The 20,378-nt window shown below is 43.2% G+C and carries 18 protein-coding genes and 1 pseudogene; 8 read left to right on the top strand and 11 right to left on the bottom strand.

Features of this window, described 5'->3' with window-relative positions; all coding sequences use genetic code 11:
• The first annotated feature begins 66 nt into the window (after positions 1–66).
• Positions 67–537 (top strand): class Ib ribonucleoside-diphosphate reductase assembly flavoprotein NrdI, encoded by a 471-nt coding sequence (gene nrdI, locus HMPREF9965_RS10870; RefSeq protein ID WP_000724245.1) that lies wholly within the window; start codon positions 67–69, stop codon positions 535–537.
• 84 nt (positions 538–621) lie between these two features.
• Here nrdI and HMPREF9965_RS10865 read toward each other — a convergent pair whose 3' ends face one another.
• The 3 genes from HMPREF9965_RS10865 to argS all read right to left on the bottom strand — a co-directional run bounded on the left by HMPREF9965_RS10865 (position 622) and on the right by argS (position 4,459).
• Entirely contained in the window at positions 622–1,884 is a 1,263-nt protein-coding gene (locus HMPREF9965_RS10865) for an NRAMP family divalent metal transporter (RefSeq protein ID WP_000084742.1), read from the bottom strand.
• A 196-nt stretch (positions 1,885–2,080) separates the two neighbouring features.
• A complete protein-coding gene (locus HMPREF9965_RS10860; protein ID WP_000084852.1) occupies positions 2,081–2,326 on the bottom strand; it encodes a hypothetical protein in 246 nt (81 codons plus the stop codon).
• 444 nt (positions 2,327–2,770) lie between these two features.
• Positions 2,771–4,459 (bottom strand): arginine--tRNA ligase, encoded by a 1,689-nt coding sequence (gene argS / locus HMPREF9965_RS10855; protein WP_000104868.1) that lies wholly within the window; start codon positions 4,457–4,459, stop codon positions 2,771–2,773.
• 147 nt (positions 4,460–4,606) lie between these two features.
• Between argS and argR the strand changes: the two genes are divergently transcribed.
• On the top strand, positions 4,607–5,053 hold the full coding sequence (gene argR / locus HMPREF9965_RS10850) for an arginine repressor (protein WP_001227367.1): 447 nt from the start codon (positions 4,607–4,609) through the stop codon (positions 5,051–5,053).
• Between the two features lie 50 nt (positions 5,054–5,103).
• The gene (mutS, locus tag HMPREF9965_RS10845) at positions 5,104–7,638 is read left to right on the top strand and encodes a DNA mismatch repair protein MutS (protein ID WP_000206073.1); all 2,535 of its coding nucleotides are present in this window, start codon (positions 5,104–5,106) and stop codon (positions 7,636–7,638) included.
• Between the two features lie 40 nt (positions 7,639–7,678).
• Here the strand turns inward: mutS and HMPREF9965_RS10840 are convergent, their stop codons facing one another.
• Both HMPREF9965_RS10840 and HMPREF9965_RS10835 read right to left on the bottom strand, forming a co-directional pair.
• Entirely contained in the window at positions 7,679–8,137 is a 459-nt protein-coding gene (locus tag HMPREF9965_RS10840; protein ID WP_000743971.1) for a DUF3021 domain-containing protein, read from the bottom strand.
• A complete protein-coding gene (locus HMPREF9965_RS10835) occupies positions 8,134–8,574 on the bottom strand; it encodes a LytTR family DNA-binding domain-containing protein (RefSeq protein WP_000861952.1) in 441 nt (146 codons plus the stop codon). The genes HMPREF9965_RS10840 and HMPREF9965_RS10835 overlap by 4 nt, the downstream gene beginning before the upstream one ends.
• A 208-nt stretch (positions 8,575–8,782) precedes the next feature.
• On the opposite strand from HMPREF9965_RS10835, the gene mutL reads away from it, so the two are divergent.
• Complete coding sequence (mutL, locus tag HMPREF9965_RS10830; protein ID WP_000018182.1) at positions 8,783–10,732, top strand: DNA mismatch repair endonuclease MutL; 1,950 nt, start codon at positions 8,783–8,785, stop codon at positions 10,730–10,732.
• Positions 10,733–10,882: 150 nt separating this feature from the next.
• On the opposite strand, the gene HMPREF9965_RS10825 is transcribed toward mutL, so the two are convergent.
• Complete coding sequence (locus tag HMPREF9965_RS10825) at positions 10,883–11,380, bottom strand: helix-turn-helix domain-containing protein (RefSeq protein WP_025170868.1); 498 nt, start codon at positions 11,378–11,380, stop codon at positions 10,883–10,885.
• A 158-nt stretch (positions 11,381–11,538) separates the two neighbouring features.
• On the opposite strand from HMPREF9965_RS10825, the gene ruvA reads away from it, so the two are divergent.
• Together ruvA and HMPREF9965_RS10815 are read left to right on the top strand one after the other, a co-directional pair.
• Positions 11,539–12,132 carry a Holliday junction branch migration protein RuvA gene (ruvA, locus tag HMPREF9965_RS10820; RefSeq protein ID WP_000273404.1) on the top strand — a complete coding sequence of 198 codons (594 nt, stop codon included), beginning with the start codon at positions 11,539–11,541 and terminating at the stop codon, positions 12,130–12,132.
• Between the two features lie 9 nt (positions 12,133–12,141).
• Complete coding sequence (locus tag HMPREF9965_RS10815) at positions 12,142–12,705, top strand: DNA-3-methyladenine glycosylase I (RefSeq protein ID WP_000166607.1); 564 nt, start codon at positions 12,142–12,144, stop codon at positions 12,703–12,705.
• 83 nt (positions 12,706–12,788) lie between these two features.
• Here the strand turns inward: HMPREF9965_RS10815 and HMPREF9965_RS13415 are convergent, their stop codons facing one another.
• From HMPREF9965_RS13415 to HMPREF9965_RS10800, 5 genes and pseudogenes are all read right to left on the bottom strand, one after another.
• Positions 12,789–13,052: a SemiSWEET family transporter gene (locus HMPREF9965_RS13415; protein ID WP_000166112.1), complete on the bottom strand. Its 264-nt coding sequence runs from the start codon at positions 13,050–13,052 to the stop codon at positions 12,789–12,791.
• A 78-nt stretch (positions 13,053–13,130) separates the two neighbouring features.
• Positions 13,131–14,159: pseudogene (locus tag HMPREF9965_RS0102645) on the bottom strand (S66 family peptidase); the annotation flags it as partial.
• Positions 14,160–14,320: 161 nt separating this feature from the next.
• Entirely contained in the window at positions 14,321–14,668 is a 348-nt protein-coding gene (locus HMPREF9965_RS10810) for a TfoX/Sxy family protein (protein ID WP_000331826.1), read from the bottom strand.
• A 15-nt stretch (positions 14,669–14,683) separates the two neighbouring features.
• A complete protein-coding gene (locus tag HMPREF9965_RS10805; protein WP_000077992.1) occupies positions 14,684–15,361 on the bottom strand; it encodes a DUF1129 domain-containing protein in 678 nt (225 codons plus the stop codon).
• Between the two features lie 11 nt (positions 15,362–15,372).
• Entirely contained in the window at positions 15,373–16,317 is a 945-nt protein-coding gene (locus tag HMPREF9965_RS10800; protein WP_000815621.1) for a magnesium transporter CorA family protein, read from the bottom strand.
• A gap of 136 nt (positions 16,318–16,453) precedes the next feature.
• Here HMPREF9965_RS10800 and uvrA point away from each other — a divergent pair, with 136 nt between their 5' ends.
• Together uvrA and HMPREF9965_RS10790 are read left to right on the top strand one after the other, a co-directional pair.
• On the top strand, positions 16,454–19,285 hold the full coding sequence (gene uvrA, locus HMPREF9965_RS10795) for an excinuclease ABC subunit UvrA (protein WP_001152864.1): 2,832 nt from the start codon (positions 16,454–16,456) through the stop codon (positions 19,283–19,285).
• Positions 19,278–20,339, top strand: coding sequence for a M24 family metallopeptidase (locus HMPREF9965_RS10790; RefSeq protein ID WP_001042869.1), 1,062 nt, complete (start codon positions 19,278–19,280; stop codon positions 20,337–20,339). The genes uvrA and HMPREF9965_RS10790 overlap by 8 nt, the downstream gene beginning before the upstream one ends.
• Positions 20,340–20,378: the final 39 nt, after the last annotated feature.

The raw sequence follows: 20,378 nt of genomic DNA, 5'->3' as shown, positions 1-20,378 counted from the left end.
GGGAACTATCAAGTTACAATCTTGTTAGTTCTTTTTATATCGTAAACATAAAAGATAGAGGTCAACATGAAAAAAATATCCTTAGTTTATATCAGTTTGAGCGGGAATACAGAGAGTTTTGTAACCCGACTTAAGGACTATCTCTTGTCCCAGTACGAAGGGATTGAGGTCCAAAAGATTCATATCAAGGATTTGGTCAAGGAAGGCCAAGAATTCTTTGAAATGGAGCATCCCTATGTCGCTTTCTTGCCGACCTATCTGGAAGGTGGAAATGGTGTGGATAACGGAGATGTTGAGATCCTGACAACTCCAGTGGGTGATTTTATCGCCTATGGGGATAATGCCAGTAAGTGTTTTGGTGTAGTGGGCTCTGGTAATCGCAATTTTAATAACCAATACTGTCTGACTGCCAAGCAGTATAGTCAGCGCTTTGGTTTCCCTGTATTGGCTGACTTTGAAATGAGAGGAATGCTGGGAGATATTAAAAAGGTCGCAGCGATTATCGCGGACTTATATGGATTGGGTTCAGAAAGTTAGAATCGTTCAAGTAGGCAGTTGGATTTTCTCAACTGCCTTTTGAATGCAGAAAAAAGCACCCAGACGAGGGTGCTACTTTGTGAACTAGCCTGCTTTTCCGATGGCAAGTGCATAGATAAAGAAGATGGCAAATCCAAAGAGGAAGATCAATCCTGCAATGGCGAGGAGTTTCAACCAAGAAGGAAGATTTTTATTTTCACCTGCGACCAAGACATAGTTCAAAAGGGCAAAGAATGGTGTTGTAAGAAAAGATCCAATCATGGCAAAGCGGAGCATGGTTGAAACTTGACCGGCAAAGAACTTGATGATGACGATACCAATGATAGCTGTGATGGTCATCCAGATGTTCAAAGATTTACGATTATCCTCTTTTTGATTTGCCAAGAGTTGAAGGGAGGCCTGATTGACACGTGAATAGCCATCGATGACAGTAATCACTGTCCCAAAGATACAGAGGAAAGCGATGAAGGTAATCAAATATCGAGACCATTCGCCAAGGACAGAGGCATACATGCCCACAAATTGCGAGATGTATTTGGCAGAAGCAGCTTCAACTGCTTGACCTGTAGGATACTGAATGAGTGCTCCTAGTGCCACAAAGAATACAGCTAGGATAGCAGTTCCAATGTAACCAACGTTAAAGTCGAAAAGAGCATCCTCTGTATTAAAGTTGACGGTCTTTTTCTTTTCGGCTGACCAAAGTGAGTTGATAGCTGAAATTTCAATAGGGGCAGGCATCCAGCCTAGAAGGGAAACGATAAAGGGGAGGGCTGCCATTTGCCAAGGTGTTTTCTCGATAAAATCAGAGCTGTATTCTGGGTGCTTAACGGCAGCAATGATGACGGCAAGAACAGTTGCAATAGTCAAGGCAGACATGATCCATTTTGCCATACCATCCAATAGTTTGTAGCCACCAAAGAGCAGCATGGCCCAAATGACAGCAACAAGGATAAGAGACCATTGAGTGATGCTAAGACCAATCATTGGAAAGGCGCTAGCGATGATAGCTGAACAAAGGATGGCAACACCGGCAGTATTGACCAAGGCAGAAAAGACATTGAGGATAAAGAAAATCCAGAGATAGAGTTTTCCTTTTTCTGCATAGCCTTCGACCAAGGTCTTTCCAGTATCTGCTGTGTATTCAGCACCAAAACGGAAAAATGGATATTTAAAAACATTGGCTAAGATGACCAAGAGAAGCAGAGACCATCCATAAGAACCACCGGCTTGAGTGGAGGATACGATGTGAGAACCTCCGACTGCAGCGGAAGCCATTAGGATCCCGGGTCCCATTGCTTTCAGCTTGCTTGTCCAGGTAGATTGGTGTGATGAAGTAACTTGTGACATAAAAACCTCCCGTTTTTGAATTTTCAGAATAATCTGAATAGATAAGTTCTATTCTACAAGAAACTTATGAAAAATGCAAGAGAATTTTTGAAAAATTTAGAAAATTTCAGAAAAAATCATATGAAAGATATGATTATCACAAGGAAATGGGATTGATAAGAGTAAAAAATCCGAGAAGAAAGCTTCTCGGATTCCCTTATTTCAGTTGCTCAGTGATTTCCTTAGAAAGCAGGAGTCCCAAACGATACCCTTTATTGATGTAGGCTATGACATCATTGATATTTTCCGTTGTTTGGATCCTTTCGCGTATGTCTGTTTTGAAAGCTTCGTCTTTCAAAAGCTGTTCCTGAAGGAGTTGTTGAAGTTTTTCTTTTTCGTATTTATTGATGAGAAAAAGAACGACAAGACTGATAAGAACTAAGATATAAGCGTACTGGCTCATAAAATCTCTCCTGATTTGATAAAAAAGTTGATGACATAAGAAAAGCGAAAGAAATTTTCGCTTTTCAACTAAGTCACTAGACGAACAGAACAGGTATCTGATAGATTAAGTCAGACGGTCTGGACCTTTAACTGAAACGTCCGTCCAATTTTTAATGAAGACTAGTAAAGCACCAACTCAAAGTCCGTATAGGATTTGGCGTTAGTTACTTAGATTGTTTTGCAATCAAGTGATTTAAAAGATTACGACCTATCTCGAAACAAATCGATATTATTTGTTTCGAGATAATAGTGAAGCGTTTAGGCAGTTCGTACTGGTTACGACGTTCTGGGACATAAATCGATAATATTTATGTCCCAGAACTAGTGAAGCGCCTAGCCAAATCCCTTATAGGATTTGGTGTTAGTTACTTAGATTGCTTTGCAATCAAGTAACTTTGGCGATTTACATCTTCTCTGGTGCTTCTACTCCAAGCAAACGAAGGGCTTCTTTGAGAACAACAGCTGTTGCGTAGCTGAGGGCTAGACGGCTGTCACGCTCTGGACTTTCATCCAGGATACGAGTGTGGGCATAGTATTTATTGAAGGCTTGAGCCAAGCTGATTGCATACTTGGCAATGAGCGATGGATCATAGTTGACAGATGCGCGTTTGATGACACGGGCAAAGTCTTGGAGAAGTTTGATGATTTCCCAGCTTTCAGCATCATTTAGACTGTAATTTGCTTGAGCATTTGGTTGGAAGTCTGCTTTTCTAAGTAGAGACTGAATACGAGCGTAAGCGTATTGGATGTATGGACCAGTTTCTCCTTCAAAGGAAACCATAGCTTCGAGGTCAAAGTCGTAACCATTTCGGCGGTCAGTCTTGAGGTCGTAGAATTTAACAGCTCCCACTCCGACAGCTTGGGCAACCTGTTCCTTGTTTTCGAGGTCAGGATTTTTCGCTTCGATTTGTGCTTTGGCACGGCTGATAGCTTCCTGAAGGGTAGGTTCGAGCAGGATGATATTTCCTTTACGAGTAGAGAGCTTTTGACGATTTTTGGTTACCAAACCGAAGTCTACGTGAATCATATCATCGCTCCAGTCAAATCCCATTTTTTTCAAGACGGCTTTTAACTGTTTAAAGTGGTTAGACTGCTCTTGACCAACTGCGTAGACATTTTTAACAAAATTGTAAGTACGTGCACGGTAGATAGCTGTTGCAATGTCACGTGTGATGTAGAGAGTTGCACCGTCAGATTTCTTAATCATAGCGGGTGGAAGTTCAACATCATCGAGGTTGACAATGCTAGCTCCGCGTGATTCTTCTAGCAAACCTTTTTCTTCAAGGATTTGCACGGCTTCGTCCATCTTGTCATTGTAGAAGGCTTCACCGTTCAAGCTGTCAAATTCAACGTTCAACAGTTTGTAGATGCGGTTGAACTCAACCAAACTTTCGTCACGGAACCATTGCCAAAGTTGAGTTGCTTCTGGATCGCCATCTTCCAATTTTTTAAACCAGAGACGTCCTTCATCATCAAGAGCTGGGTCATTTTCGATTTCAGCATTGATGCGAACGTACAATTTTAACAATTCGTCAATTGGATTAGCTTCTACGGCTTCCTTACTTCCCCATTTTTTATAAGCAACCATGAGAAGACCAAACTGTTTACCCCAGTCTCCAAGGTGGTTGATTTTAATAGTGTTGTAGCCCATTTTCTTAAAGATATTAGAAAGAGCATCTCCGATAACAGTTGAACGTAAGTGACCTACTGAGAAAGGTTTTGCGATGTTTGGACTTGATAGGTCAATCGTGATATTTTGCTCTTTGCCTTCAGTTTGTTGAGCGTAGTCAGATCCTTTTTCGATGATCTCTTTGATAACTGCTCCAGAAATGGCAGATTTATCAAGGAAGAAGTTGACGTAAGGGCCAGTTGCAACAACTTTTTCAAAGGCTTGGCTGTTGATTTTTTCAGCGATTTCAGCAGCAATCATTTGGGGGGCTTTGCGTTCGACTTTTGCAAGTGAGAAAGCAGGAAAAGCGATATCTCCCATGTCAGAGTTTTTTGGTTGTTCTAGTAAATTTAAAATAGCCTCTTGATCTAGGCTATCGATGACGCTAGCCAATTCACTAGCAATCAGTTTTTTTGTGCTCATAAGTAGGCTCCTTTTGGACTTTTATTCTATTTTATCATAAATTTAGTGAAAGAAGAAAGATTTTTTTGAATTATTCAGTTTTTTTGGTATAATTATATCTAAAAATAAACCCGAAATCGGTTATAAATATTCATGTAAGAGGTTGATATGAGAAAAAAAGAACGGCACCAATTGATTAAAAAGATGATCACTGAGGAAAAACTAGCTACACAAAAGGATATCCAAGATCGCCTAGAAGTTCGGAATGTCTTTGTGACGCAAACGACCTTGTCTCGCGACCTGCGCGAGATCGGCTTGATCAAGGTTAAGAAAAATGGTATGGTATATTATGTGCTAGCGAATGAAACAGAAAAGATTGATTTGGTAGAATTTTTGTCGCATCATCTAGAAGGGGTTGCGAGAGCAGAGTTTACTTTGGTACTTCATACCAAGCTGGGAGAAGCGGCTGTCTTAGCAAATATTGTTGATGAAAATAAGGACGAGGCGATTTTAGGAACAGTTGCGGGAGCCAATACCTTACTGGTTATTTGTCGAGACCAGCAAGTTGCTAAGGTTATGGAAGAGCGTTTGCTAGATTTGATGAGAGATAGATAGGGTTTTGGGACTTGTTCTCAAGCCTTATTTTTGACAAGGAGAGAGTCAATATGACGACAGAAAAACTATCACCTGGTATGCAGCAGTATGTGGATATTAAAAAGCAATATCCAGATGCTTTTTTGCTGTTTCGAATGGGTGATTTTTATGAATTGTTTTATGAGGATGCGGTCAATGCGGCGCAGATTTTAGAGATTTCACTGACCAGTCGTAATAAAAATGCAGAAAATCCGATACCCATGGCTGGTGTTCCCTATCATTCTGCCCAGCAGTATATCGATGTTTTGATTGAGCAGGGCTATAAGGTGGCTATTGCCGAGCAGATGGAGGATCCCAAACAAGCGGTTGGGGTTGTCAAGCGAGAGGTGGTTCAGGTCATCACCCCCGGTACAGTAGTTGATAGTAGTAAGCCCGATAGTCAGAACAATTTCTTGGTTGCCATAGATCGTGATGGCAATCAATTTGGCCTGGCTTATATGGATCTGGTGACGGGTGATTTCTATGTGACGGGGCTATTGGATTTCACGTTGGTTTGTGGGGAAATTCGCAATCTCAAGGCTCGTGAAGTGGTGCTGGGTTATGACTTGTCTGAGGAAGAAGAACAAATCCTCAGCCGTCAGATGAATCTGGTACTTTCCTATGAAAAGGAAGTCTTTGAGGATGTCCATTTATTGGATTCACGTTTGGCAGCTGTGGAGCAAACGGCAGCTAGTAAGCTGCTCCAGTATGTTCATCGGACCCAGATGCGGGAATTGAATCACCTCAAACCAGTTATTCGCTATGAAATCAAAGATTTCTTGCAAATGGACTATGCGACCAAGGCTAGTCTGGATTTGGTTGAGAATGCTCGTTCAGGCAAAAAGCAAGGCAGTCTTTTCTGGCTTTTGGATGAAACCAAAACAGCTATGGGTATGCGGCTTTTGCGTTCTTGGATCCATCGTCCTTTGATTGATAAGGAGCGAATTGTCCAACGTCAAGAGGTGGTGCAGGTCTTTCTTGACCACTTCTTTGAGCGCAGTGATTTAACAGATAGCCTCAAGGGTGTTTATGATATCGAACGCTTGGCTAGTCGGGTTTCTTTTGGCAAGACCAATCCCAAGGATCTCTTGCAATTAGCGACCACCCTATCCAGTGTACCACGGATTCGAGCAATTTTAGAGGCAATGGAGCAACCTGCTCTAGCCTATCTCATCGAACAGTTGGATGCTATTCCTGAGTTGGAGAATTTGATTAGCGCAGCGATTGCCCCCGAAGCTCCTCACGTGATTACGGAAGGTGGCATTATCCGTACGGGATTTGATGAGACCTTGGATAAATACCGTCGTGTGCTCAGAGAAGGGACTAGCTGGATTGCTGAGATTGAGGCTAAGGAGCGAGAAAACTCAGGCATCAGCACGCTTAAGATTGACTACAATAAAAAGGACGGTTACTATTTCCATGTGACCAATTCGCAGCTGGGGAATGTACCTGCCCACTTTTTCCGAAAGGCGACGCTGAAAAACTCGGAACGCTTCGGTACCGAGGAGTTGGCGCGTATAGAGGGAGATATGTTGGAGGCGCGTGAGAAGTCAGCCAACCTAGAATATGAAATCTTTATGCGCATCCGTGAAGAAGTCAGCAAGTACATCCAGCGTTTGCAGGCTCTAGCCCAAGGAATTGCAACGGTTGATGTCTTGCAAAGTCTGGCAGTTGTGGCTGAAACCCAGCATTTGATCAGACCTGAGTTTGGAGAGGATTCACAAATAGATATCCAAAAAGGGCGCCATGCTGTCGTCGAAAAGGTCATGGGAGCTCAGACCTACATTCCAAATAGTATCCAGATGGCAGAAGATACCAGCATTCAACTGATTACAGGACCCAACATGAGCGGGAAGTCTACCTATATGCGTCAGTTAGCCATGACAGCGGTTATGGCCCAGCTGGGTTCTTATGTACCAGCTGAGAGCGCTCATTTGCCTATTTTTGATGCTATCTTTACCCGTATCGGAGCAGCAGATGACTTGGTTTCAGGTCAATCAACCTTTATGGTGGAGATGATGGAGGCCAACAATGCCATTTCGCATGCGACCAAGAATTCCTTGATTCTCTTCGATGAATTGGGACGGGGAACTGCAACTTATGACGGGATGGCTCTGGCTCAGTCCATCATCGAATACATCCATGAGCATATCGGAGCCAAGACCCTCTTTGCGACCCACTATCATGAGTTGACCAGTCTGGAGTCCAGTTTGGAACACTTGGTCAATGTCCACGTGGCAACCTTGGAGCAGGATGGGCAGGTCACCTTCCTTCACAAGATCGAACCAGGACCAGCTGACAAATCCTACGGTATCCATGTTGCTAAGATTGCTGGTTTGCCAGCAGAACTTTTAGCAAGAGCGGATAAAATTTTAACGCAACTGGAGAGTCAGGGGCAAGAAAGTCCAGCTCCGATGAGACAAACAAGTGCTGTCACAGAACAGATTTCTCTCTTTGATACACCTGAAGAACATCCTATCCTAGCCGAATTAGCTAAACTGGATGTCTACAATATGACACCTATGCAGGCTATGAATGTATTAGTTGAGTTCAAACAAAAGTTATAAAAAGAGCCCACTCACATTTTTGTGAGTGGGTTTTTCTCTATTACTTTTTATGGGCCAAAAGTTGATTGATGTGGTCCACTTTTTTAGCTTCTCTTTTATAGAGGATAGTCCAGATGATAAGGTAGACAATTGCAAACTCTGGAATGAGCTGGAGATAGAAGGTCCAGTGGAAAGGGAACCAACCAGCCAGAGTTGCTAGTGGGACAAAGCCAGCCAGCATGAGGAAGAAATGGGAAAGCGTCTCACGGAGAAGGCTCCAGTCACGGCTGAATAAGCGACTGCCAAAGCTAAAGAGAACGCCGATAGCTGACCAGATAATCGTGCAGTAGAGTAAGACCAGGGCACCGTGAACCTGATGTTGAACCATCGCTTGGCCAATCAGAGACTCGGGGCTCAGTGGGGCATAGGTATTTGGTGCATAAATGAGTGAAAAGAGGATAGAGAGGATGAGGCCGATGAGAACACCAGCGGCTGCATCGTGAAAGATTTGTTTTTTCATAGTTCTAATTTCTCCTTGATGGTTTTTAGGTAACGGCGTGAAGAGTAGGTGAATCTTTCGTTTTTAAGACAGATTTCGATCAGGCCGTTGGGGGTTAGTTTGAGATGAGAGATGGAGTTGATATTGACGATTTCAGATTGGGAAATTTGGATAAAAGTGGTCGGTAGAATTTCAAGCACTTGATAGAGTCGCAAATCAATGCTGTAGGTCTGAGATGCAGTTTCTGCTAGAACCTTCCGATTCTCGATATAGAAGCGCTGAATCTTGCCAATTTCAACTAGATAGACCTGATCTTCAATCTTTCCTTTGATTGTTTCTTTTTGGTCAAGATTTTCTGCGAACTCGATGACTTTCTGGACTTTTTCGGTCGGCTGAGGTGCTTGGACAATCAGCTTTTCCTCCTTGTAAGTCTCATTAATCTGTAGTTCTACTTTCATAAACTTCTCTCCTTGTTTTTCATACAAAGTTGTGATCACTTCTTGTACACCCTTATTAAACACTATTTTAGGGCCCATGGCAAGAGCTTTTGCCTATGTGGCGGGATTTGGAGTCTATGTGGTATTTGCTTTTTCTGATAGTATCTGAAATATGGTATAATAGCACTAATCAATTTCTAGGAAAATAGATACAGAAAGGGGCTGAAAGATGTCTCATATTATTGAATTGCCAGAGGTGCTGGCAAACCAGATCGCGGCTGGAGAGGTCATTGAGCGTCCTGCCAGTGTAGTCAAAGAGTTGGTAGAAAATGCCATTGACGCGGGTTCTAGCCAGATTATCATTGAGATTGAGGAAGCTGGTCTCAAGAAAATTCAAATCACCGATAATGGTCATGGAATTGCCCACGATGAGGTGGAATTGGCCCTGCGTCGTCATGCAACCAGTAAGATAAAAAATCAAGCAGACCTCTTTCGGATTCGGACGCTCGGTTTTCGAGGTGAAGCCCTGCCTTCTATTGCTTCTGTCAGTACCTTGACTCTGTTGACAGCGGTGGATGGTGCGAGTCATGGGACCAAGCTCGTTGCGCGTGGGGGAGAAGTCGAAGAAATTATCCCAGCGACAAGTCCTGTGGGGACCAAGGTTTGTGTGGCGGACCTCTTTTTCAATACACCTGCCCGTCTCAAGTATATGAAGAGCCAGCAAGCGGAGTTGTCTCATATCATCGATATTGTCAACCGTCTGGGCCTTGCTCATCCTGAGATTTCTTTTAGTTTGATTAGTGATGGCAAGGAAATGACACGGACAGCAGGAACTGGTCAGCTGCGCCAAGCCATTGCAGGGATTTACGGTTTGGCGAGTGCTAAGAAGATGATTGCTATTGGAAACTCTGACTTAGATTTCGAAATTTCAGGTTTTGTGTCCTTGCCTGAGTTGACCAGAGCCAACCGCAACTATATCAGCCTCTTCATCAACGGGCGTTATATCAAGAATTTCTTGCTCAATCGTGCTATTCTTGATGGTTATGGTAGCAAGCTCATGGTGGGACGTTTTCCACTGGCTGTCATTCATATCCATATCGACCCTTATCTAGCGGATGTCAATGTGCATCCGACCAAGCAAGAAGTACGAATTTCTAAGGAAAAAGAACTGATGGCGCTAGTTTCAGAAGCTATTTCAAATAGTCTCAAGGAACAAGCCCTGATCCCTGATGCCTTGGAAAATCTTGCCAAGTCTACCGTGCGCAATCGTCAAAAGGTAGAGCAGACCATTCTCCCACTCAAAGAAAATACGCTCTACTATGAAAAAACAGAACTCTCAAAACCCAGTCAAGCTGAGGTGGCTGATCATCAGGTTGAATTAACTGAGGAAGGTAGGGACCTAACCCTGTTTGCCAAGGAAACCTTGGACCAGCTAACCAAGCCCGCAAAACTGCATTTTGCAGAGAGAAAACCAGCTAGCTATGACCAACTAGACCATCCAGAGTTGGATCTTGCTAGTCTTGATAAGGCCTATGATAAGCTGGAACGAGAAGAATCATCAAGTTTCCCAGAACTAGAATTTTTCGGACAAATGCATGGGACCTATCTCTTTGCACAAGGGCGAGATGGACTCTATATCATTGACCAGCATGCTGCTCAAGAGCGGGTTAAGTACGAGGAGTATCGTGAAAGTATTGGCAATGTTGACCAGAGTCAGCAACAACTCCTAGTACCTTACATCTTTGAATTTCCTGCAGATGATGCCCTTCGTCTCAGGGAAAGAATGCCTCTCTTAGAGGAAGTGGGCGTCTTTCTAGCAGAGTACGGAGAAAATCAATTTATCCTACGGGAACATCCTATTTGGATGGCAGAGGAAGAAATCGAATCAGGTATCTATGAGATGTGCGACATGCTCCTCTTGACCAAGGAAGTTTCTATCAAGAAATACCGAGCAGAGCTGGCCATTATGATGTCCTGCAAGCGGTCGATCAAGGCCAACCATCGTATCGATGACCATTCAGCCAGACAGCTCCTTTATCAGCTTTCTCAATGTGATAACCCCTATAACTGCCCCCACGGACGTCCTGTTTTGGTGCATTTCACCAAGTCGGATATGGAAAAGATGTTCCGACGTATTCAGGAAAATCATACCAGTCTTCGTGAGTTGGGGAAATATTAAGAACACAAAAAGCCTTTGTTCCTTTTGAACAAGGCTTTTTAGCTTTTCTAAGGTGGTACTTTGATTGGACATGGGCAACTTGACACAAGGTTTACACTTGCTTGACAAGAATAGTCCTATAAAAATATTGCGAAAACTAAATTAGGTGATTCAATATTTTGTAGAGTTGTCTTTGTCTGAAGGATTCTCAAGACCAATCACTTTATCAAGATAACGTTGTTTGGTTTTGAGAGCCTTGTTGATAGCAATCACTGAAGCAATCAAGAGAACGAAGGTCAGCCAAATCCAGGCAGTGAATTCAGCTGGGAAACTAGAACCAGCTAAAAAGAGATAGATAGCCAGAGCCGAGACGAAAATATAAATCACTTGCCAGAGGCCAAAAGATTTAACCTCTTTATAGTATTTGTCCTTGTCTTCCTCCAAGATCACTGCTGTGGAACCTTTTTCAGAGTTTTCATCTAGTAGTAGATAGTCAGTTGTCACTTGAAAAATCTTGCTTAATTCAATGATTTTTTCGATTTCAGGAAGAACTTGTCCAGACTCCCATTTTGAGATGCTTTGCCGAGAAACATTGATTTGTTCTGCTAGCTTTTCCTGGGACCAACCTTTTTCCTTTCTGAGCTCAAATAGTTTTTCTGCGAGTTTCATCATTCTATCCTCCTTTTTCTATCTCTATCCTAACAATTTTTACTTATAATGAGAATACAATCTCCTGTACTATTTGTCAACTAGAGGTTGCACCTTTTGTTGCAGTCTGTCTTGGGGAAATATGGTATACTAGATAGGCAAAATAATGGAGAAAAACTATGTACGAATATCTAAAAGGAATCATTACCAAAATCACTGCTAAATATATCGTTCTTGAGGCAAATGGTATCGGTTATATCTTGCATGTAGCCAATCCCTATGCTTACTCAGATCAGGTCAATCAAGAAACTCAAATTTATGTGCATCAAGTTGTTCGTGAGGACGCCCATCTGCTTTACGGTTTCCACTCAGAAGACGAGAAGAAGCTCTTTCTTAGTCTGATCTCGGTCTCTGGGATTGGTCCTGTATCAGCTCTTGCTATTATCGCTGCCGATGACAATGCTGGCTTGGTTCAGGCGATTGAGACCAAGAACATCACCTACTTGACCAAATTCCCTAAAATTGGCAAGAAAACAGCCCAGCAGATGGTGCTGGACTTGGAAGGCAAGGTAGTCGTGGCTAGTGATGACCTTCCTGCCAAAGTCGCAGTACAAGCGAGTGCTGAAAACCAAGAATTGGAAGAAGCTATGGAAGCCATGTTGGCACTGGGATACAAGGCGACCGAGCTTAAGAAAATCAAGAAATTCTTTGAAGGAACGACAGATACAGCCGAGAACTATATCAAGTCAGCTCTTAAGATGTTGGTAAAATAGGAGAATAATATGACAAAACGTTGTTCGTGGGTCAAGATGACCAATCCTCTCTACATCGCCTACCATGACCAGGAGTGGGGCCAACCCCTTCATGACGACCGCGCTCTTTTTGAACTGCTCTGTATGGAGACTTATCAGGCTGGTCTGTCTTGGGAAACGGTACTAAACAAACGCCAAGCTTTCCGAGAAGTATTTCATGGCTATCAAATTCAAGTGGTCGCAGAAATGACAGATGGGGAGTTGGAAGCCCTGTTAGATAATCCAGCCATCATCCGAAATAGAGCCAAGATTTTTGCGACGCGCGCCAACGCCCAAGCATTTTTACAAATCCAGAAAACCTACGGTTCCTTTGATACCTATCTCTGGTCTTTTGTTGAGGGAAAAACGATCGTGAATGATGTTCCTGACTATCACCTAGCACCTGCTAAAACAGTCTTGTCTGAAAAGTTATCTCAAGATCTCAAAAAACGAGGATTCAAGTTCACAGGTCCAGTCGCCGTTTTAGCTTTTCTACAAGCAGCAGGTCTGATTGACGACCACGAGAATGATTGCGAGTGGAAAAGCGGAAGTTAGTGAGTCCAAGCGTCTAACTATCTGAGAATATAGAAAAAAGCTGAGAAATTTATCTCAGCTTTTTGATTATATGCTAGTAATTTTTATAGTGCAGTGAGAAATGTCAGTCCACCTAAGACAACGCCAGCTGAATTTGGAATAATTAGTATCCAATCCTTCTTAGGTTCTTTTGTCCATCCGTAAATAACCCAAATTAAACAAGATACTGCTGCGGATAAAGGCTGGAATGGTTGAGCTTTGTTGCCTTGTAAATTGGCAAAAATTTGTGGGATATAGGCGATAAATACAATAATCCCGATAAAGGCCCCGATTGAACCGACAATTTGATTTATTTTTTGTTTAGTCATATTTACCTCCTTCAAAAAGATATCATAGAAATTAGCAAAAATCAATACAAAAGCACAAAAATGGAGAAATTGTTTATTTTTGTTGTAGTCAAAGCGAATGACTTGCTCTTTTGCATCCACATAAGCATAGACGCCAAAGGGCACAATGGCTCTTGGAGTTGCGTGGCCGACATTCAGATTATAGACAATCGGGATATTGTTATCAATGATATCCAATAGTGCTTCCTTATAGTCGTCATAGAAGGTTTCATCCATTGGCTTTCCGACCAAGAGTCCGCTTATGACTTCGAATATGCCAGTGTCCTTTAAAGTCCGCAACATTTTTTTGAAGTCTTCTGGCTTAGGCTTTTCTTGGCTTGTTTCTAGCAAGAGGATTTTTCCTTCCCAGTCGGATAAATCAGGAAAGAGTTTGTACTTTTTGCAGAGCTCCGTGCTATCTGCGTATAGAGAATTGTCAAAGATATCATAGAGGGACTCGAGACACCCACCGAGAATTTCTCCCTCAAACTGAGCATTTCCTTGTAACAAGTCAAAACCTGTATTTACATGACTGATACGAGCTGTTCCCAGAGCCTTGGGACTAAAATCAGTCCGTTCCTCATACCAAACGTCGCTAGGGCGGATTTCTGAGATTTTTCCAGTCTCAATCAATTCTTTAAAGTAGTGGAGGCTATAGGGCAACATCTCCTCGTCCAATTCACAAATATCTGCTAAAAAGGATTGCCCATAAAAAGTCTTGATCCCTAGTTTGTGTAACATAAGGTGGTTCATAGTTGTATCCGAGAAACCAAGAAAAATCTTTGGTTTGATAACCTTTTGTAGTTGGTCATTTTCAAAAAGATAAGGTAGCAAGCGATAGGTATCGTCTCCACCAATGGCGCAGAGGATCATGTCGATGCTATCATCCGAAAAGGCCTGCATCAAATCCTCTGCACGCGCCTCAGGATGATCCTTGATAAAGTCTAATCCTTTTTGCGAATGAGGCAAAAAGATAGGATTGAGTCCCAAATCCTTGAGACGTTGGATACCCAAGTCCACTTCGTGTTTGACAAAATCCTCTCCGATAACACCACTAGACAAACTAACGATACCAATAGTAGAAACCATAACTCATCCTCCTAGAAATAGATTGAGCCTATTTTATCACAAAAGATGAGAGAAAACTATAAGAATGAAAATCAGAAGTGCTATTGAATCTCAAGAAAGCAAGTGAAAAAGCAACCGCCTATGCAGTTGCTTTTCGTTTTTCTAATCTCGCTAGATATGAGTTACTTGGTCAACTCTTGATTATAGGAGAGGGCTAAATCAATCCAGTAAGGAAGTTCTTTTTGACCTTCTATATCTAGGTCTACATAGCCATGATAAGGTCGCCCTCTCATCAATGTAGTATGAGCTCCTGTTCGGGGTAGAACTTGCTTTTCCATTTCTTTGCCAATTCTCACCATAACCAGCTCGTCCTTTCTGGAACTGACTGTAAGGACCATTTTCCCACGAATCATAAAGGCCAGGCCACCAAACAATTTCTTTTCTTCTAACTCTTCTTCGAAAATTTGGGGAGGAAGTTTGAGTGCTAGGATTTTTCGAATCTGCTGAGCTAAAGATTGACTATATGCCATAGCTTTTCACTTTTCTTAATAACGTGATGGGCCCGCGCTTGCACTTCGGATGTTGAAACGTTTCTTGAGATAGAAGCGAAGGGCGAGAAGGGCTGCTCCTAGGATAGCCAAAGGCAGTGGAGCAAGGATTGGATTGAGAGCTGCTGGTAGGAAACTAGTTCCAAAGAAAACGGCTAACCAAAGGACCATAGAAGCCAGGATAACGAGCACAGATTTCCAGAAAGGAGGACGCTGGCTACGCTCCATATCGGGTCCATAATACTGGTAGACAAAGTAGTACATCAAGTAGAAGGCCACTCCTCCTACAAGTCCAACCAACAAGAGGGTAATTAAACCATAGCCAATGGCCTGATCTGTAGAGAAGAAGTTGGTCAGAGCGCTAACCAGTGCAAAGAGACTGGTGATAAAAAGGGCTGAGTCCATAATCATGAGTTTTGGATCATCATTTTCTTTTGGATGTTCTTTTTCATATTGCTCTTTGACAGTGAAGCTATGAGCCCAGTGAGTTGGAGCGCCGTAGAGGGAACGAGCTGTCGTTCCTTTGGCTTGCTCTTCAAGGATTTTAGGAATGACTTCCTCAAAGACAGCCTTGATTTCAGCATCTGTTTTGCCATCTTTGATAAATTGCTGGGTAGCAATATGGATAAACTCTTGGTTTTTCTTAGTTAATTTTTGTAGATCAATCTGAGACATAGGGATTCCTCTTAGAACCATTTTTTATGGATGAGATAGAGAGTGAGTGAAACACTCATAGCAAAGGCGATAAAGACGATTAACCAGAAGGCGTGTGGCTCACCGTTCAAGGGGATTTCATTATCCTTGAAGTTCATCCCATAGGCTGAGAAGATCATGGTTGGGACAGACATGACAATGGTCACGAGTGCCAAGGTTTTCATGATGTTGTTCTGGTTGTTGGAAATGATAGAGGCAAAGGTCTCTGTCATAGAGTGAAGGACATTTCCATAGATATCTGCCATCTCGATGGCCTGTTGAGTTTCAATCAGGGTGTCTTCGAGCAGGTCTTGGTCCTCTAGGTATTTCTTGATATTGCTAGTTGCGCTGGTCAATTTCTTAATCACGCGCTCATTTGTCTTAAGTGAGGCCTTGAAATAGACGATGGTCTTTTCCAATTCCATGAGCTCGATCAGTTCTTCGTTTCGAGTAGATTTGTGAAGTTGACTTTCGATTTGTTCGCTCTTACGGTCAATCGAACGAAGGGCTGTTAGGTAAAGCTCAGCGTTGCGGTAGAGGATCTGGAAGATAAAGCGCGAACGCATGAAGGTGTAAAAGTTACGCAGTCTACGGTTGATAAAGACATCAAGAACAGGGAGGGATTCCAAGCAGGTAGTGATAATGGTTTCCTCGGTGATGATAATCCCCAGCGGAATCGTTACGTAGTAGGTGCGATTGTTTCTTTCCTCTGTGATAGGAACGTCTACAATGATCAAAGTGTACTCATCTTCGATGGTAATACGGGACATTTCTTCCGCATCAAGTGGTGCTCGAAGGTCGGCAATGTCAATGTCGAAGGCGTTGGCGATTTCCAATGATTCATTTTGTGTAGGATTGACGAGGTTGATCCAAGTACCCGGTTCAAGCGTGTCGATCTCTTTAAATTCAGTTGTTGTTGAGAGAAAAACTTGTTTCATATCCCCTGTCCTTTCCTACTATTCAGTGATTCATTTTTTGCACCGTACTATTATACTATAAAATCGGCTTTTTGGGTAATAGAATTTCACATTTTTTGGTATAATGGAAAGCAATAATGGACTAGAAAGAACAAAGATGCAAGATAAAATTGTGATTCATGGGGCACGTGCCCATAACTTAAAAAATATTGATGTGGAGATTCCAAGAGACAAGCTGGTTGTTGTGACTGGTTTGTCAGGTTCTGGGAAATCCAGTCTGGCCTTTGATACCCTCTATGCTGAGGGCCAACGTCGCTATGTAGAGAGTCTATCAGCCTATGCTCGTCAGTTTTTGGGCAACATGGAAAAACCAGATGTGGATGCCATTGACGGTCTTAGCCCAGCTATTTCCATCGACCAGAAAACCACTAGTAAAAACCCACGCTCGACCGTTGGAACAACGACTGAAATTAATGATTATCTGCGTCTCCTTTACGCACGTGTGGGGACGCCTTACTGTATTAACGGGCATGGGGCAATCAAGGCCTCTTCTGTAGAGCAAATCGTTGATAAGGTCCTGGAGTTGCCCGAACGCCAGCGTCTGCAAATTTTAGCTCCTGTCATACGTAAGAAAAAAGGGCAACATAAGAGTGTCATTGAAAAGGTTCAGAAAGACGGCTATGTCCGCGTCCGAGTGGATGGGGAAGTCTATGATGTGACCGAAGTGCCTGAGCTGTCTAAGAGTAAGCAACACAATATCGATGTCGTGGTTGACCGTATTGTCATAAAGGAGGGCATTCGTAGCCGTCTATTTGACTCCATTGAGGCTGCCCTTCGTATCGCAGAAGGCTATGTGATTATCGATACTATGGACGACTCTGAGTTACTTTTCTCTGAGCATTATGCCTGCCCAGTTTGTGGTTTTACCGTACCAGAGTTGGAGCCTCGACTCTTCTCTTTCAATGCGCCTTTTGGCTCTTGTGGCGAATGTGATGGTTTGGGGATCAAACTGGAAGTTGATACGGACTTAGTAGTACCAGATGCTAGCAAGACTCTTCGTGAGGGAGCATTAGCGCCTTGGAATCCTATCTCTTCTAACTATTATCCAAATATGCTGGAACAAGCCATGACAGCCTTTGGTGTGGATATGGATAAGCCTTTTGAAGACTTGTCAGAAGAAGAGAAGAACTTGATTCTTTACGGGTCTGACGGCAAGGAATTCCATTTCCACTATGAAAATGAATTTGGTGGTGTGCGGGATATCGACATTCCTTTTGAGGGAGTTGTCACTAATATCAAACGTCGCTACCATGAGACTAACAGTGATTACACTCGCACTCAAATGCGTCTCTATATGAATGAACTGACCTGCGGCACTTGCCATGGCTACCGTCTCAATGATCAGGCTTTGTCTGTCCGTGTGGGTGGCGAGCAAGGTCCCCATATCGGAGAGATTTCAGACCTGTCTATCGCAGACCACTTGGAATTAGTCAGTCAGTTGACCCTTTCTGAAAACGAAGCTATTATAGCCCGCCCTATTCTCAAGGAAATCAAGGATCGCTTGACTTTCCTCAATAACGTTGGACTCAATTATCTGACCCTATCTCGTTCGGCAGGAACCCTTTCAGGAGGGGAGAGCCAGCGTATTCGCTTGGCTACCCAGATTGGTTCCAACCTCTCAGGAGTCCTTTATATTCTAGATGAGCCGTCGATTGGGCTCCACCAGAGGGACAATGATCGACTGATTGCCAGTCTGAAAAAAATGCGTGACTTGGGTAATACCCTTATCGTGGTGGAACACGATGAGGACACCATGCGTGAGGCAGATTATCTGATTGACGTTGGTCCCGGTGCCGGTGTTTTTGGTGGAGAGATCGTCGCTGCAGGTACGCCCAAACAGGTGGCTCGCAACAGTAAGTCTATCACAGGCCAGTACTTGTCAGGTAAACGTGCCATTCCAGTACCAGAAGAACGTCGTGTCGGAAATGGTCGTTTTATCGAGGTGACAGGAGCGCGTGAAAATAACCTACAAAATGTTACTGCCCGCTTCCCGTTAGGAAAATTTATCGCTGTGACTGGTGTATCAGGTTCTGGGAAATCTACTTTGATTAACAGCATTCTCAAAAAAGCCATTGCCCAAAAGCTCAACCGCAATTCAGACAAACCTGGTAAGTTTAAAACGATTACGGGGATTGAGCATGTTGATCGTCTGATTGATATTGACCAGAGTCCGATCGGACGGACGCCGAGGTCCAATCCAGCTACCTATACGGGAGTTTTTGATGACATTCGGGACCTCTTCGCCCAGACAAACGAGGCCAAGATTCGAGGCTACAAGAAGGGCCGTTTCAGTTTCAACGTCAAGGGTGGTCGTTGTGAAGCCTGCTCAGGTGACGGGATTATCAAGATTGAGATGCACTTCTTGCCAGATGTTTATGTGGCTTGTGAAGTTTGCCATGGCACCCGCTACAACAGTGAAACCCTAGAAGTTCACTACAAGGAAAAGAATATCTCGCAAGTCTTGGATATGACGGTTAACGATGCGGTGGAATTTTTCCAGCATATTCCAAAAATCCAACGCAAACTTCAGACCATCAAGGATGTGGGGCTAGGATATGTAACGCTAGGACAACCAGCTACGACCCTTTCTGGGGGAGAAGCTCAGCGTATGAAGCTGGCTAGTGAACTCCACAAACGCTCGACAGGTAAGTCCTTCTATATTCTGGATGAGCCGACGACAGGACTTCATACTGAGGACATCGCTCGCTTGCTTAAAGTCTTGGCTCGCTTTGTAGACGATGGCAATACAGTCCTCGTCATCGAGCACAATCTGGATGTTATTAAGACGGCAGACCATATCATCGACTTGGGACCTGAGGGCGGTGTCGGTGGTGGAACCATCATCGCAACAGGAACTCCAGAAGAAGTAGCGGCCAATGAAGCCAGCTACACAGGACACTATTTGAAAGGAAAGTTACATCATGAATAAACGCGTACAAGCATTTCTAGCTAAAATGCAAGAAAAAGAACTGGATGGCATCATCATCAACAACCTTAAAAATGTCTATTATTTGACTGGTTTTTGGGGTTCAAACGGAACAGTTTTCATCAGTCGTGACCGCCAGGTCTTGGTAACGGATTCTCGCTATATCATTGCGGCCAAGCAAGAAGTGACAGGTTTTGAGATTGTGGCTGACCGTGATGAATTGGCTGTCATTGCAGGCATTGTCAAGGATATGGGCTTGTCTCGCATCGGTTTTGAAGACGAGATTTCGGTCTCTTATTACCACCGTATGCAGGCAGCTTTTGCAGGAATTGATTTACTTCCGCAGACTCAGTTTGTTGAAGCGCTTCGTATGATTAAAGATGAGAAAGAGATTGCGACTATTCGCAAGGCTTGTTCTATCTCAGACCAAGCTTTTCGCGATGCGCTTGACTTTATCAAACCTGGAAAAACTGAGATCGAAATTGCCAACTTCCTTGACTTCCGTATGCGTGAATTGGGATCATCCGGCTTGTCCTTTGATACCATTCTAGCGAGTGGCATCAACTCTTCTAAACCTCATGCTCATCCAATGCACAAACCAGTTGAAGTTGGAGAAGCCATTACCATGGACTTCGGCTGCCTCTACGACCACTATGTCAGTGATATGACACGGACCATCTACCTCGGTCATGTCAGTGACGAGCAGGCAGAGATTTACAATACGGTTCTGAAAGCCAACCAAGCTCTGATTGATCAAGCCAAGGCTGGCTTAGGTTTCCGTGACTTTGACAAAATCCCTCGTGATATTATTATCGATGCAGGCTATGGCGACTACTTTACACATGGTATCGGACACGGTATCGGACTGGACATCCACGAAGAACCTTACTTTAGCCAAACTTCGAAAGAAGTCATTAAATCTGGTATGGTCTTGACAGACGAGCCTGGTATCTATATCGAAGGCAAATACGGTGTTCGTATTGAGGATGATATCTTGATTACGGAGACAGGTTGCGAATTGTTGACTCTAGCTCCAAAAGAATTAATTGTTATTTAAGAAAATTAAGATAAATCGTTGACTTTTATATTTTAAAGG

Source organism: Streptococcus mitis bv. 2 str. SK95 (genome assembly GCF_000222705.1).
Lineage (GTDB): Bacteria > Bacillota > Bacilli > Lactobacillales > Streptococcaceae > Streptococcus > Streptococcus mitis_AY.
This window is presented reverse-complemented; position numbering and strand designations above follow the sequence as displayed.

Coding starts and splice junctions, on each gene's coding strand:
- nrdI (WP_000724245.1), top strand. CDS start 67: ATGAAAAAAATATCCTTAGTTTATATCAGTTTGAGCGGGAATACAGAG.
- HMPREF9965_RS10865 (WP_000084742.1), bottom strand. CDS start 1,884: ATGTCACAAGTTACTTCATCACACCAATCTACCTGGACAAGCAAGCTG.
- HMPREF9965_RS10860 (WP_000084852.1), bottom strand. CDS start 2,326: ATGAGCCAGTACGCTTATATCTTAGTTCTTATCAGTCTTGTCGTTCTT.
- argS (WP_000104868.1), bottom strand. CDS start 4,459: ATGAGCACAAAAAAACTGATTGCTAGTGAATTGGCTAGCGTCATCGAT.
- argR (WP_001227367.1), top strand. CDS start 4,607: ATGAGAAAAAAAGAACGGCACCAATTGATTAAAAAGATGATCACTGAG.
- mutS (WP_000206073.1), top strand. CDS start 5,104: ATGACGACAGAAAAACTATCACCTGGTATGCAGCAGTATGTGGATATT.
- HMPREF9965_RS10840 (WP_000743971.1), bottom strand. CDS start 8,137: ATGAAAAAACAAATCTTTCACGATGCAGCCGCTGGTGTTCTCATCGGC.
- HMPREF9965_RS10835 (WP_000861952.1), bottom strand. CDS start 8,574: ATGAAAGTAGAACTACAGATTAATGAGACTTACAAGGAGGAAAAGCTG.
- mutL (WP_000018182.1), top strand. CDS start 8,783: ATGTCTCATATTATTGAATTGCCAGAGGTGCTGGCAAACCAGATCGCG.
- HMPREF9965_RS10825 (WP_025170868.1), bottom strand. CDS start 11,380: ATGAAACTCGCAGAAAAACTATTTGAGCTCAGAAAGGAAAAAGGTTGG.
- ruvA (WP_000273404.1), top strand. CDS start 11,539: ATGTACGAATATCTAAAAGGAATCATTACCAAAATCACTGCTAAATAT.
- HMPREF9965_RS10815 (WP_000166607.1), top strand. CDS start 12,142: ATGACAAAACGTTGTTCGTGGGTCAAGATGACCAATCCTCTCTACATC.
- HMPREF9965_RS13415 (WP_000166112.1), bottom strand. CDS start 13,052: ATGACTAAACAAAAAATAAATCAAATTGTCGGTTCAATCGGGGCCTTT.
- HMPREF9965_RS10810 (WP_000331826.1), bottom strand. CDS start 14,668: ATGGCATATAGTCAATCTTTAGCTCAGCAGATTCGAAAAATCCTAGCA.
- HMPREF9965_RS10805 (WP_000077992.1), bottom strand. CDS start 15,361: ATGTCTCAGATTGATCTACAAAAATTAACTAAGAAAAACCAAGAGTTT.
- HMPREF9965_RS10800 (WP_000815621.1), bottom strand. CDS start 16,317: ATGAAACAAGTTTTTCTCTCAACAACAACTGAATTTAAAGAGATCGAC.
- uvrA (WP_001152864.1), top strand. CDS start 16,454: ATGCAAGATAAAATTGTGATTCATGGGGCACGTGCCCATAACTTAAAA.
- HMPREF9965_RS10790 (WP_001042869.1), top strand. CDS start 19,278: ATGAATAAACGCGTACAAGCATTTCTAGCTAAAATGCAAGAAAAAGAA.